Source organism: Vibrio sp. 1557 (genome assembly GCF_033340175.1).
Lineage (GTDB): Bacteria > Pseudomonadota > Gammaproteobacteria > Enterobacterales > Vibrionaceae > Vibrio > Vibrio alginolyticus.
On the sequence record NZ_JAWOVZ010000013.1, the window covers coordinates 37,705 to 52,173 of the forward strand.

Annotated in this window: 11 protein-coding genes; 6 read left to right on the forward strand and 5 right to left on the reverse strand. The window is 44.6% G+C overall.

The annotated features are described in order from the left end of the window. Positions 1-41: 41 nt before the first annotated feature. The 5 genes from R7070_RS15705 to R7070_RS15725 all read left to right on the forward strand — a co-directional run bounded on the left by R7070_RS15705 (position 42) and on the right by R7070_RS15725 (position 5,769). Positions 42-1,166: a glycosyltransferase gene (locus R7070_RS15705; RefSeq protein WP_065274517.1), complete on the forward strand. Its 1,125-nt coding sequence runs from the start codon at positions 42-44 to the stop codon at positions 1,164-1,166. Continuing rightward, on the forward strand, positions 1,163-2,596 hold the full coding sequence (locus R7070_RS15710) for a GumC family protein (protein ID WP_005377649.1): 1,434 nt from the start codon (positions 1,163-1,165) through the stop codon (positions 2,594-2,596). Before R7070_RS15705 ends, R7070_RS15710 begins: the two co-directional genes overlap by 4 nt. Positions 2,597-2,818: 222 nt before the next feature. Continuing rightward, a complete protein-coding gene (locus R7070_RS15715; RefSeq protein WP_176310955.1) occupies positions 2,819-3,937 on the forward strand; it encodes a glycosyltransferase in 1,119 nt (372 codons plus the stop codon). After that, a complete protein-coding gene (locus R7070_RS15720; protein WP_176310954.1) occupies positions 3,930-5,120 on the forward strand; it encodes a glycosyltransferase family 2 protein in 1,191 nt (396 codons plus the stop codon). The genes R7070_RS15715 and R7070_RS15720 overlap by 8 nt, the downstream gene beginning before the upstream one ends. Positions 5,121-5,130: 10 nt before the next feature. Then, complete coding sequence (locus R7070_RS15725; protein ID WP_054576904.1) at positions 5,131-5,769, forward strand: sugar transferase; 639 nt, start codon at positions 5,131-5,133, stop codon at positions 5,767-5,769. A 19-nt stretch (positions 5,770-5,788) separates the two neighbouring features. Here R7070_RS15725 and R7070_RS15730 read toward each other — a convergent pair whose 3' ends face one another. The 5 genes from R7070_RS15730 to hrpA all read right to left on the reverse strand — a co-directional run bounded on the left by R7070_RS15730 (position 5,789) and on the right by hrpA (position 13,611). After that, positions 5,789-6,178 (reverse strand): ATP-binding protein, encoded by a 390-nt coding sequence (locus R7070_RS15730; RefSeq protein ID WP_005377656.1) that lies wholly within the window; start codon positions 6,176-6,178, stop codon positions 5,789-5,791. A gap of 126 nt (positions 6,179-6,304) precedes the next feature. Next, positions 6,305-7,885 carry a BCCT family transporter gene (locus R7070_RS15735; protein WP_176310953.1) on the reverse strand — a complete coding sequence of 527 codons (1,581 nt, stop codon included), beginning with the start codon at positions 7,883-7,885 and terminating at the stop codon, positions 6,305-6,307. 362 nt (positions 7,886-8,247) lie between these two features. Continuing rightward, positions 8,248-8,763 carry an outer membrane beta-barrel protein gene (locus tag R7070_RS15740; RefSeq protein WP_005377661.1) on the reverse strand — a complete coding sequence of 172 codons (516 nt, stop codon included), beginning with the start codon at positions 8,761-8,763 and terminating at the stop codon, positions 8,248-8,250. A gap of 199 nt (positions 8,764-8,962) precedes the next feature. Continuing rightward, positions 8,963-9,442 (reverse strand): outer membrane beta-barrel protein, encoded by a 480-nt coding sequence (locus R7070_RS15745; protein ID WP_021033871.1) that lies wholly within the window; start codon positions 9,440-9,442, stop codon positions 8,963-8,965. 182 nt (positions 9,443-9,624) lie between these two features. After that, positions 9,625-13,611 (reverse strand): ATP-dependent RNA helicase HrpA, encoded by a 3,987-nt coding sequence (hrpA, locus tag R7070_RS15750; RefSeq protein WP_196358480.1) that lies wholly within the window; start codon positions 13,609-13,611, stop codon positions 9,625-9,627. A 185-nt stretch (positions 13,612-13,796) separates the two neighbouring features. Between hrpA and R7070_RS15755 the strand changes: the two genes are divergently transcribed. After that, positions 13,797-14,381: an FMN-dependent NADH-azoreductase gene (locus R7070_RS15755; RefSeq protein ID WP_025766683.1), complete on the forward strand. Its 585-nt coding sequence runs from the start codon at positions 13,797-13,799 to the stop codon at positions 14,379-14,381. The last annotated feature ends 88 nt before the right edge of the window (positions 14,382-14,469 follow it).

Here is a 14,469-nt window from a genome sequence, read left to right on the forward strand (position 1 = left end):
CTTAATTAGTAATCAAATAACCAAGACTCAAGGAGAGCCACATGACGGACATCGTAGTATTTGGAGAAGATTTTGGTGGGTTACCCTCTTCCACTCAGCATATTGTCAAGCGACTAGCAGCGAACCATCGAATCCTTTGGGTGAACTCCATTGGCCTTCGTCAACCTAAGCTGGATTCTAAAGACATACAGCGTGCGTTAAACAAACTCACTCGTGTATTTCATAACGTAGGCTCACACAAGCCAACATTGGACTCTGAAACAAACCCAAACATTCACATCATCAACTTGCTCACCATTCCTGCCCCTAATTCTGCATTAGCAAGAAAAGTGGCCGCTAAGATGATGAAACACCAACTCAACAAACAATTACAAGCTCTTGGTTTTGATAAGCCTGTATTTTGGACGTCGCTCCCGACTGCTGCCGATGTTTGTGCAGAAATGAACCCACGTGGACTGATTTACTATTGTGGCGATGACTTTAGCGCTTTAGCTGGTGTTGACCACTACACGGTAACAAAGCACGAACGTACTCTTGTTAATGCGGCCAACGTTATCTTTACGGCAAGCGAAACACTCTCCACCAAGTTTCCATCACATAAAACCGTCACTTTGCCTCATGGTGTCAACGTTAGTCTGTTTTCTGAGCCAGCACCGAAGGCCAAAGACTTGCCTGATAACGGCCGCAAAGTGCTGGGCTTTTATGGTAGTTTGTCTGAATGGTTAGATTACGACTTAATTGCCCAAGTCGCAGACCAAGCGCCTGACTGGGATCTCGTGTTCATCGGCCCTAACGAGTTCAGTGATAATCCACTTCCACAAAGATGCAACGTATACTACCTGGGCCCGAGAGCGCATCACACTCTGCCACGTTACTCCCAACACTGGGATGCCAGTTGGTTGCCCTTTGTTGATAACGCTCAAATCAAGGCATGTAATCCGCTTAAACTTCTTGAGTATTTGGCAACAGGAACCCCTGTTATCAGCACACCATTTCCTGCATTAATGCCCTACAAACATATGCTTCATGTGGTTCAAGATGTCGAAGACGTGCGTGCCAGTCTCGATCACCTGATCCCACCCCCGGCAAACTCAAAGCAATATGTTCAACAGCAAAGCTGGGAAGCAAGAGCCAACCAAGTTGATAAATTAGTGAGGGCGCTATGAACGATTTAAGAGAAAACCTCAGCGTACTGTTACATGGAGCTTGGAGACGTCGCTACATGATCGTTATTCCTATGCTTGTATTGCCTGTGCTGGGTTTCATCGTAAGTAAACTGGTTCCGACGACTTATGTTGCTCATACCAGCATGCTTATTCAAGAGACAGCGAAAATGAACCCGTTCCTTCAAGACCTTGCCGTCTCAACAATGCTTAAAGACCGATTGAGCGCACTCAGTACTCTGCTAAAAAGCCGACACGTTTTGTATTCTGTCGCAAAAGAACAATCGCTGATCAATGACGAGATGAGTGCAAAAGAGCAAGAGTTCATCATAAAAGATCTTGCGTCGCGCCTGTCTGTTCAGCCACTCGGTAAAGACTTCATTCAAATTCAATTGCAAAGTGGTAAATCAGAAGGAATGGAGTCGATGCTGCTGTCTGTCAGAGAGCATTTTGTCGAACAGCTTTTGGCTCCTGAGCGTTCTTCGATTAAAGATTCGAGCCATTTTTTGACTATCCATATCAACAAACGCAGGGAAGAACTAGACAAGGCTGAACAAGCCTTTGCAGAATATAAAAATACTTACTCAGACGCGACGCCCGAAATGCAAGCTCAAAGCCTTACTCGCCTTGCTAGCCTCAAACAAACGCTAGCCGAAAAGGAGGCGGAGCTTGCTGGTGTTTCACGAAGTCTAGGCAGTTTGGATCAACAACTATCCAAAACGAACCCGGTTATCGGTAAACTGGAAGAGCAAATCATCGACATTCGTAGTGAACTTACCCTGCTTCGCGCTAAATACACAGAGGCGCATAGTTTAGTGCAAGGTAAGTTGCGAGAATTAAACCGGTTGGAGCAGGAACGCTCGGTACTCTTGAACTCTAAACAACCAGAACTAAACAGTGCTCAACTATGGGATATCGCGAGCAATACCACAGTAAACAGTCTTGGCGAAGCACAGCCTCTACTTGTCTCCCAACTACATCAATTACAAATGATGCGTGGACGTTTTGAAGCACTTACGGAAGAAACCAACAGCTTGCGAGACATGATCCAAGAATTAGAGCGAAATGCGCACCAATTTGGGAGCACAGCAACAGAAATCAACCGCTTAGCTCGTGACGTCGCAGTGAAGAGAGAAATGTATGATGAACTCGTCGAACGCTATGAGATGGCCCAACTAACGGGTTCTTTGGGAGAGTTTGAAGAGAATAAGCGCGTAAAAATCATTGATGAACCGTTCACGCCAACGATTCCAACTAACTTACCTAGTTTTGTGTTTGTCATTTTAGGATTTATTGGTGGCGCTGGTTTAGGCATTGGATTAGCGACGATACTTGAGTTAGCCGATAACTCTATCCGCTCTAAAAGAGCATTAGAAAAACACCTTGGTGTTCCTGTCATCACCACTTTACCTAACGTAGTGTACGGAAACTAACCGCCATAAGAACTCATTTACAAGCACTCAGTCGGCGAGTGCTTTTCTTTTACTACTGCCTTATACAGCCTCATAGCATGTCCACTAATATGAATCTCAAATTGAGAATAAACATAAAGCCTCACAAGCATCAATATTAACTTATTGTTTTTAAACGATTATTTTTTTTGGCACGCAGTCTGCAATTCCTAAATAAACAACGAACTCAACGAGGGTTTGAAAATGGAATTCAGACAAAAACACAATAACACTAAGCACAGCAAAAAAGTGATATTACACGTCGTGCAACACTTAGCTCCTGGTGGTTTAGAAACGCTCGTACTAGAAATGCTTCGTTTTGCGCAGCCCAACCATTCCGTTTTTGTCGTGAGCTTAGAAGGAAGCAAAGAACATGCACTACAAGGCTGGCAAAAACTATTGTCCTACCAAGGCCAACTGCACTTTCTTAATAAGAAACCTGGATTCAGCGGAAAAACCATCAGTACGCTGACTTCCATGCTCAAAGGACTTAAGCCTGATGTGGTCCACACTCACCATATCGGACCACTCTTATATGGTGGGATTGCGGCACGTTTAGCGCACGTACCTGTAGTTATTCATACCGAACACGACGCATGGCACCTTAATAACAAAAAATCAGCTCGACTGCAGTCCCTACTGCTAAAAATGATTCGTCCACATGTGGTTGCCGATGCGAACTTTGTCGCCGAACAAATCCAAACAAAACTGAATTACCGCAAAGTCTGCACCATACATAATGGGATCGATTGCCAGAAATTTCAAAGCGGTAACCAAGCAACCAAGAGAAACTTGTTTGGGCTTCCAGCCAACAAAACCGTGATTGGCGTTGCTGGACGTTTAGAAGCAGTTAAAGGCCATAAAGTGCTTATCGAAGCCTTCTCTCATCTTGCGCCAAACACACACCTAGCCATTGCTGGAGATGGTTCTCAGCTAGCTCAATTGGAAGCACAAGTTAGAACGTTAAAACTTGAGGATCGCGTTACCTTTTTAGGCTTGGTCGACGATATGCCCAGCTTTTACCAAAGCCTCGATTTATTTTGTTTACCGTCGCTTCAAGAGGGTTTCCCCCTCTCAACCCTCGAGGCTCAAGCATGTGACATTCCTTGCGTCGCAACGGATGTTGGCGGCGTGAAAGAGACGCTCTGTCCGAACAACAGCACACTGGTTGAAGCAAATCGCGTGTTTTCGTTGGCCGAAGCGTTATCACAACAACTGGAATCATCACACCGCTCTCCTCGAACTTTTATTCTCAAACACTTTGATATCAGAGACATGGTGAGTCGCTACTCACGTTTGGCCAAGGAGGCTAGCTATGAATGATTTACTTTGGATTATAGGGTTTGGTTTATCCGCATTTTTGATTGTCTATCATCACGTTGGGTACCCACTGCTCCTTAAATGGCTTCCTTTAAAACGGCAAGCCGAAACCAAAGCACCATTTGTAGAGCGAGCTTACAAAGCCTCCAAAACAGATAACCAGCTACCCTCTATTACTGTCATCGTGCCCGCCTACAATGAAGAACAATGGATAGCAGAGAAGATCCGTAACCTTGCGAGCCTAGATTACCCGAGGGATAAATTAAGGGTAGTGATCGCATGTGATGGCTGCACAGATAACACAGCCGAGATTGCGCAAGCGACAATTCAAGAAGCAATCTGCTCTGATACTCTGTTCATTATTAATGATCACCAAGTCAATCGCGGTAAAGTTGCCCTACTCAACGAAGAAATGCGTCATGTTAGCTCGGACATTACCGCACTGAGTGACACGTCGGCATTGATTTCTTGCGATTCTCTGTTGCTAGCTAGTCAGCATTATCAAAATGAGAACGTTGGAGTGGTTAACGCAACATATCAAATAATGAGTACTGATAACCAAGGTGAAGCGGCGTATTGGCGATACCAGTCTCGAGTAAAGCATCAAGAATCCTTGTTAGGTTCAACGATTGGTTCCCACGGTGCATTTTACACTTTCAGAACTCACTTATTTGAACCACTGGAAGTCAGCACCATTAATGACGACTTTATTCTCCCTATGAGAATCGTTTTGCGAGGCTATAGCGCTATTTACGAGCCAAACATGCTGGCTCTTGAACTAGAACAGAGCTCAGACAACGCAGATTTCAAGCGGCGCCTAAGAATTTCAGCGGGTAACATGCAGCAGCTCATGCAATTAAAGCAATTACTGCTACCTCGTTATCGTGGCACTGCCTTTGCATTTCTATCGGGAAAGGTTCTGCGCTTAGCAACACCCTATTTGATGATTGTTTGCTTTATTTGCTCACTACTACTGGCACACAATCCGCTGTTTCAAGTAATGCTGTTCGCTCAAGTTGGCATTTATAGCATCGCGCTTATCACTTACTTGATGCCAGCACTTAACACAATTAAACCTTTTAAGCTGATTAGCTACATCGTCATTGGTCATCTCGCCAACTTTATCGGCGGTATGAAGTATTTACTCGGAATGGAAAATGGACGTTGGAAACGCGTCAACCAATAAGGAAAGCATCATGAAAAACTCACGCTACGATTCAAATGTATGCCACGCGAAAAGAACGTTTGATGTACTGGTTGCAATGCTTATTTTGGTTGTCACTGCACCGCTATTCCCATTTATCGCGCTAGCTATAAAAATCACATCGAAAGGCCCAGTGATCTATCGTCAACTGCGTGTTGGGCGCTGTACACCAGAAAAAATGGATCTTTTTCAAATCATGAAGTTTCGCACCATGTATATTGATGCAGAGCAACGCTCTGGCGCAGTATGGGCAACTGAAAATGATCCCCGCATCACGCCAGTAGGACGCTTTTTACGCAAAACGCGTTTAGATGAACTACCTCAACTGTTTAATGTGTTGAGAGGTGAAATGTCGATGATTGGGCCGCGCCCAGAACGCCCAGCTTTCTACCAGAAATTGGAAGATGAAATCCCCTATTTTGTAGAGCGCACATATGGCGTGTTACCAGGTATCACAGGCTTAGCTCAGGTTAACCAAGGCTATGATGCATGCATTGAAGATGTAAGACGCAAAGTTGGGTTTGACCACAGTTACGCACTAAGCTTAGGTTCGTTTTACTCTTGGATTTCAATGGACCTTTCAATCATGAGCAAAACATTCGTTGTGATGATTGACGGACGAGGTCAATAACTTCCGGTTCTGGTAACGGTCACTCTTGCCACTGGCGGCGCATCTTTTCTATCGTCGCTGGTGGCACGTCATGAATGCTTTGATACGCTCCGTGACACACTTTAATTTCCACCTCGATGCGCTTCTTCATGCAGTAGTCCATGTAACGCTTCATCTCCCAATGTCGAACAAACGTATTGCTCACAATCACGACTCTCCCTTTGTTCAACCACTTTCTAGTTTGCTGAAAACACCACTCATGCGCTTGAGGTAATTGAACCGGTTCAAAGTGATAATCACCTTCATCATTTTCAAAATACATGTCAGCTTCAAAATGCTTAGCACCAAGCTCTATTGCCAGTTGTTTTGCTAAGGTTGTTTTACCTGAACCCGGAAGTCCACGAATAAGAATGAGTTTAGCCAGTGACATAATGCAGTTTAATGAGGTGGAAATAAGCCTAAACTGTAACGAAATTATTGGAAAAGAAAAGTAGAAATAAAAAATGCCGAGCACATTAGGCTCGGCATTTAAACTCAATCATGGATCGTGTTGTATTTATTTGTAAGCTGGCAGTTCTGTTCTTAACCCTTTCACCAAACTTACGCACATCAACAGCAGAACAAAAGTAAACGGTAATCCTGTTGCAACAACACCCGATTGCAATGCTTGCAGGGCTTCTTTACCACCAACCCAAAGCATTACGGCTGCAATTGCGCCTTCAATACACGCCCAGAAAATGCGTTGCGGTACTGGTGCATCAATCTTACCACCGGCGGTAATACTATCGATAACCAGCGAGCCAGAGTCTGACGATGTAATAAAGAATACCAGAATCAGCACGATAGAAAGCATTGAAATCACTGAGCTATACGGAAGCGCATCGTAAACATGGAACAGAGTCAATGAAATATCAGTTAGGCCATTTGCACCTAGCTCACCAACTTTATTCACCACTTGGTCAAGCGCGATACCACCAAACACAGACATCCAAATCAAAGTAACAACTGTAGGAATAACGATGACTGCGAATAAGAATTCTCGAACCGTACGACCTTTAGACACACGCGCGATAAACATACCAACAAACGGTGACCAAGATACCCACCAAGCCCAGTAGAATACCGTCCAGCCTTGCATCCAAGTTTCATCTTCACGACCGTGAGGGTTACTCAATGGAATAATATTTTCAATGTAAGCCATTGTTGTGTCGCGTAGCGAGCTCCACGCCGTATCAAACGTGATGAAGGTAATGAAAATAAGCAGCGCAAACGCAACCACCATATTGACGTTACTCAGTAGCTTAACACCACCATCAATACCACGAATCACTGATAGCACCGCGATAAAGGTAACGAAGGTGATCACAATCATTTGTGTACCAATGCCGCCTTCTAGACCAAAGACATGGTTAATACCACTGGTCGCCTGCTGAGCACCCAGACCTAGCGACGTTGCAAGACCAAATAGCGTCGACAAAACGGCAAGGATATCAATAACGTGACCTAACCAGCCCCATGCACGGTCACCAAAAATTGGATAGAACGCCGCGCGCAATGAAAGTGGTAAACCTTTGTTAAATGCAAAAAACGCTAATGCTAGTGCAACGAGTGCGTAAATACTCCAACCATGCACACCCCAGTGGAACATAGTGGCACCCATCGCGAGGGATTTTGCTTCTTCGGTGTATGGTACTGCGTTAAGTGGCATTCCCCACCAATCAGTGAAATACGCGGTCGGCTCAGCCACACTCCAGAACAGAAGACCAATACCCATACCCGCGGCGAAAAGCATCGACAACCAAGAAACGGTTGAGTGATCCGGCGTTGCTTCTTTGCCACCTAAGCGGATTTTACCTAGCGGAGAAAAAAGAAGAGCAACGGCGAACAATAAGAAGAAGTTTGTCGACCACATAAAAAACGCATCAAACTGTTCGATAATTCCGTTTTTTAGACCGTTTAATACGTCACGAGCAGTGGTTGGCTCAACAAGAAGAAGTGAAATCAGACAGAAAACAACGAGCCCCGCACTAATGCCAAAAACCGGATTATGTATATCGAATCCCCACTTTTGAACGTTATCCTGTCCAACCTGATAATCGGTTGTATCAATACTATATTTTTTAAATGCATTATCCATAAATACAAATTTAACGTGAATTTGAAACGCCCCTCAGGTGAGAAGAACTCCAATACCGCCCTCCATTAATTTGAACTCTAAAGTTTTAAAGCGGAACGAATTTTAGCAGCAATCACATATTTTTGCAAAAAGTCGTGATTTATTGCATTTTAAGCTCAATTCGAGACAGATGAAGGGGAAATAATATCAACACAAAAATTATGAGGTCTAACGATTGATTTTGTCGTAGGTTGTAGACTAGAAAAGGCACAAGAAATACTTAAGTTCATAGCCAGTCACTGCGCAAATAGAGAAGACCTGCGATGATTTGGTTTCACAATTAACGACGAAACCAAATCAGCAAACCTTTCATCCAGCGAGCGTTATAAGAAATGGAAGGTGATGTTCCCTGTTACGCTGCTAACGGTATCGCTATCGCCTTCAATATCCACGCCAAACGCTTGATAACTCGCGCCCACAGACACATTGTCAAGCAAGAAGTATTCGGCACCAACACCATACATGTAAGAGACGCCATCATCTTTGTCTAAGTTTCTAAGTCCGCCGTCATAATCAACGTTGAATGCATTGATGCCGCCTTTTGCGTAAACGTGTAACGGGCCGAAGTCGATACTAGGTTTCGCCGCTAAATAGAATGAATCAAAATCAGCACTACCCCTGCTGCCACTCAAAGATAAATCCACTTTGCCGTGGTTAAAGTAGCCTGCTTCAATGCCAATGAACGGCAAAATACCAGTACCAACATGAATACCGTAGGTTGTATCATTTTCGCTGTCGATATCGGACTGACCAATTTGGCCACCAGCGTAAATCCAAGAGTCAGCCATAGCTGATGTTGAGCACAACGTTAGAGCGAATAACGAGAGTGTTTTTTTCATACTATCCCTTCCTGATCGATTCCTAAGCGAAACATTACGCAAATATGCGCATTTAATCGCCACTATATATTGGAAAGCATAGGCATTTTAAGACTCTAAAAGTGAATAATTTATGTTCAACTTTTGTTTTGTGACTTCCAGACAAAAAAACACCGACATAAAGCCGGTGTGTTTCATATGGTGTTAGAAAGCTTGACGCTTATAGGAAATGTAGTGTTGCGTTAACAGAGAACGTGCTGATATCGTCTTTACCAGCAGTGTAGTTCATGTAGCTAGCACCAACAGACATTGGGCCAAAAATGAAGTACTCAGCACCCACACCGTACATTAGGTCCAAATCGTCATCGTCTTTGCCGCCTTTCACTTTTTTGTCCCACTGATGGAAACCACCTTTTGCGTACACGTGTAGCGGACCGAAGTCGATACTTGGCTTAAGTGCTGCGTAGTAAGAAGTTAGCTTAGTGTCTTGACCATTTACGTTGAACTCACCGTGTTGTGTTACACCAGCTTCAACACCAATGATAGGTAGAATGCCTGTACCAACGTGAACAGAGTATGATGTGTCCGTCTCACCTTTGTAGTCAGACTGACCTACTGTTGCACCACCGTAAATCCAAGAATCCGCCATTGCCGCAGAAGATGCGCCAAGTAGCGCCACTGCTAATAGAGTTTTTTTCATCATCTACCTTTACTCTTTATTATTCCCACGTCTGCATAACTCAGTCGTTGGTACTACAAATAAAGGGAGGCGAACTATTGCCTCCCAGAACTAAAAAATAATGCTTATTGAGTTACTAGCAATTAGTGTACCAGCAACTTCTTAAGCGATAATTACAAATCTGACACTATTTTACTGGTTGATTAGCAAGCATCAATCGCGTTTTTGACTCGTTTATCAGAAACAGGATAAGGAGTGCCTAATTGTTGAGCAAAGTAACTCACGCGAAGTTCTTCAATCATCCAACGCACTTCTTTTACATTTTCAGGAATGGCCACACCTTTCGGGATCTTGTTCAGCAACTCTTTATAGTCTTGAGTCACAGATTCAATCTTCAGCATATGTAAACGATCTTTGTTTGGATCGATTGGCAACTTCTCCATACGACGCTCTATCGCGCGCATGTAGCGAAGAATATCCGGCAAGCGTTTCCAGCCACATTCCGTTGCAAAGCCTTTGAAGATCAAGCCTTCAATTTGTGCTTTGATATCGGACAGAGCAAACGCCATTGTGAAGTCGATCTTGCCTTTTAGCTTCTTATTGATGCTAAACGCCGTGGTCAGAATAGTCTCAACCTGTTGAGCGATCTCTACAACGGTGTCACCCAATTCAGCACGAACGTGTTCTTTCAATGCTTCGAACTTCTCTGGCTCCCAAACTAAGCCACCCTGCTCTTCAATAAGCTTATCGACACCACAGGCGATACAGTCATCAATCAGATCAAGCACTTTGCCGTAAGGGTTAAAATACAAACCCAACTTCGATTTGTTCGGTAAGTTGGCGTGCAAATATTTAATTGGCGACGGTACGTTCAATAAAATTAGGCGACGCTGACCAGCACGCATTGCCGTTATCTGCTCGTACTCCGTTTCGTAGAGTTTGATTTCAACGCTGTCTTTGGTATCAACAAGCGCCGGATACGCTTTTACATCGTAGCCGCCACGTTTTTGTTGATACACTTTCGGCAATTCTCCAAAACTCCACGTATGCAGACCTTGCTGTTCGATATCGTCATCCGCAACTTTGGAAAGCGTTTCTTGAACTTTGTCTTTCAAACTTTCTTTCAGTTCATGAAGGTCTTTGTTTTCCTTCAATTTACGATTTCGGTGATCAACCGCACGAAACGTGACTTTCAAGTGCTCAGGTACTTGTTCCAAGTTCCAGTCTTCACGCAGCACTTCTACGCCCGTCATGCGTCGCAACTCTTTCTCCAATGAATCTAACAGCGGCGCTTCCATTGGCGTAACGCGCGCTAAGAATGCATCGGCATAGTTCGGCGCAGGCACAAAGTTCTTACGAATTGTCTTTGGCAACGATTTAATCAAGCTAACCACAAGCTCATGGCGTAAACCTGGGATCTGCCAGTCAAAGCCCGCTGGTTCAACTTGGTTTAAAATCGGCAACGGCAAATGCACTGTGACACCGTCACTATCATCGCCTGGTTCAAATTGGTAACTCAATTTGAGCTTCAAACCATTTTGATGCCAGAAGTTCGGGTAATCCAAATCGGTCACATGGCTAGCATCACCCTTGAACAGCATCTCTTTTTCAAAGTTCAGCAGTTCCGGATTTTCTTTAGATGCCTTTTTCCACCACGTATCGAAATGCTTACCAGACACCACTTCGGTGCCAACGCGTTGGTCATAGAAATCAAACAGCTCATCATCATCCACTAAGATGTCTCGACGACGAGATTTATGCTCAAGCTCTTCCACTTCTTGTAAAAGCTTACGGTTTTGCTTAAAGAACGCGTGTTTGGTTTCCCATTCACCCTCAACCAATGCACTACGAATGAAGATTTCGCGACTTACGGTCGAATCGATACTGCCGTAGTTGACCAAGCGTTTCGGTACGATTGGTACGCCGTAAAGCATCACTTTTTCGTGCGCCATCACCGCAGCGCGTTTCTTCGACCAATGTGGTTCGCTGTAACTACGTTTAATAAGGTGTTTAGCTAACGGCTCAATCCATTCTGGCTGAATCTTTGCGATGATACGACCCCAAAGTTTTGAGGTTTCCACCAACTCAGCAGACATGATCCACTTAGGCTGTTTCTTGAATAGACCTGATGCAGGGAAGATATGGAAACGAGCATTACGCGCGCCTTGATATTCATTCTTTTCTTGGTCTTTCATGCCGATGTGCGACAGCAAACCAACCAAAATGGCACTGTGTACGCCATGGTAAGAAGCGGGCTCATCGTTAAGCTTGAACTCCATCTCACGCATCGACTGATGAATTTGGAAGTACACGTCTTGCCACTCGCGAACGCGCAAGTAGTTCAAATAGTCTTGCTTACACTGTTTGCGGAACTGATTGCTAGACAAGGCTTTTTGCTGCTTTTGGATGTATTCCCACAAATTCACAAATGTCAGGAAGTCCGACTCTTCATGGAAGAAGCGACGATGTTTATCGTCTGAAGATTGTTGTTTGTCGGAAGGACGCTCGCGTGGATCTTGAATCGACAAGGCAGCTGCGATGATCATCACTTCTTTAAGCGCACCATATTTTGGCGCTTCCAATACCATACGCGCCAAGCGCGGATCGATTGGCAAACGCGCTAATTGGCGACCAATGGAAGTCAGGCGTTTTTTCGGATCTTTTACCTCAGAGTTAATCGCACCAAGCTCTTCCAGCAAACGCACGCCGTCTTGGATGTTACGTTTATCCGGTGCTTCCACAAACGGAAACGCTTGAATATCACCCAAACCAAGTGCCGTCATTTGCAAGATAACCGACGCTAGATTGGTACGTAGGATTTCAGGGTCAGTAAACTCTGGGCGTGACTCAAAATCTTCCTCTGAGTACAGACGAATACAGATACCCTCTTCCACACGACCACAACGACCTTTACGCTGGTTCGCACTCGCCTGAGAAACTGGCTCGATTGGAAGACGCTGAACCTTAGTACGGTAACTGTATCGACTGATACGCGCCGTACCCGGGTCGATAACGTATTTAATGCCCGGAACAGTTAGCGAGGTTTCTGCCACGTTGGTTGCCAGTACAATTCGGCGACCAGTGTGAGGTTGGAAAATCTTATTCTGCTCACCTGCCGACAAACGCGCGTAAAGCGGCACAATTTCCGTGCTCTTCAGATTACGTTTGGACAATGCATCTGCGGTATCACGGATTTCACGTTCACCGTTCATGAAAATCAGGATGTCACCTAAACCTTCATCGCACAGTTCATCTACCGCTTCGAAGATGCCTTCAAGCTGGTCACGATCATTGTCGTCATCACCGCTTAGTGGGCGGTAACGTGTTTCTACTGGGTAAGTACGACCCGATACTTCAATGATTGGTGCATTGTTGAAGTGTTTTGAGAAGCGTTCTGGGTCGATGGTTGCTGACGTGATGATCACTTTCAAATCAGGACGACGTGGCAGCAACTCTTTCAAGTAACCCAAGATGAAATCGATGTTGAGGCTACGCTCGTGCGCTTCATCGATAATGATGGTGTCGTATTGATTCAAGAAACGGTCATGCTGAATTTCAGCCAACAAGATACCGTCCGTCATCAATTTGATTTGGGTATTTTCAGAGATCTGATCGTTGAATCGAACCTTGTAACCAACAAACTCACCAAGCTTGGTTTCCATCTCTTCGGCAATACGGTTAGCAACCGAACGCGCTGCAAGACGACGAGGCTGAGTATGACCAATCAGACCAAATTTACCGCGACCAAGCTCAGCACAGATTTTTGGTAGCTGAGTGGTTTTACCAGAACCGGTTTCACCCGCGACGATAACCACTTGGTTTTCTTCGATCGCTTTCGCAATATCGTCGCGTTTTTGGCTTACAGGCAGGATTTCTGGGTATTCAATCGTTGGTTTGTAGTTGCTGCGCTGCTCTGCAACCATCATGGATTTTGCGATGTCTAATGCGATTTCGTCGAACACAGCATTACGCGCTGCGTCCTTCTTAATTTTGCTTGCACCAGAAATACGTTTACTCAAGCGGAAACGGTCGCGCATCATGCACTGATTCAGCGCTTTACGCAGAGATGCCGCGCTATTCACTTGAGCCTGAGGTGTTTGAGCTTGTTTCGCTGTCGCTTTTTGCGCACCATTTGACGGTGTCACTTGCTCTTCAGCTAGATTCTTTTTTGGGGGCTGTGACGAAGTCAAAGCGTTTCCTATTCTTTTCATTACAAAAACTGCGCGGATTGTATCACACAAGATCTGTAACAAGATAACCGAAAGCTCATTCAATTTTTTCGAACATGTTCAGCGAATCGCTAGGCTTTTGAACTCACTTACGTTGCTTATAATGGCTCCCATAGTCGAAAGCACTTATTTAAGGAATAACCATTATGTCTCGTGTACTAGCTCTAAAATCAAGCATCCTTGGCGATTACTCTCAATCAAACAAATTGGTTGAAGACTTCATCAAAAATGTAGACCAAGACAAGCTTACTGTTCGTGATTTGGCTGCAAACCCGCTACCTGTTTTGGACTTCGCCGTTGCGACTGCACTGCGCGCTACGGAAGATCTTTCACAAGAACAGCAAGCGGTGGTCGACTTGTCTGACACCCTTATTGAAGAAGTAAAGGCCGCAGACACTTTGGTTATTGCCGCTCCAATGTACAACTTCACCATCCCGACTCAGCTTAAAAACTGGATTGATTTGATTGCTCGTGCAGGCGTGACATTCAAATACACAGAAAACGGCGTTCAAGGTTTGATTGAAGGTAAAAAGGCGATTGTAATAACGACTCGTGGTGGTATTCATAAAGATTCACCAACTGACAACGTTACGCCATACCTACGCACTGTGCTGGGTTTTGTAGGAATCACTGATGTGGAATTTGTTTACGCAGAAGCGCTAAACATGGGTGAAGATGCGGCTGCAAAAGGCATTTCAGAAGCGCAAAGCCAACTTGCAACAATGGCGTAAGTTAGAATAAACCAGAATACAAAAGGGATTGGTTCGCGCCAATCCCTTTTTGGATCCTGATGCCTTGATCGTATTTATAGGGTCTCTA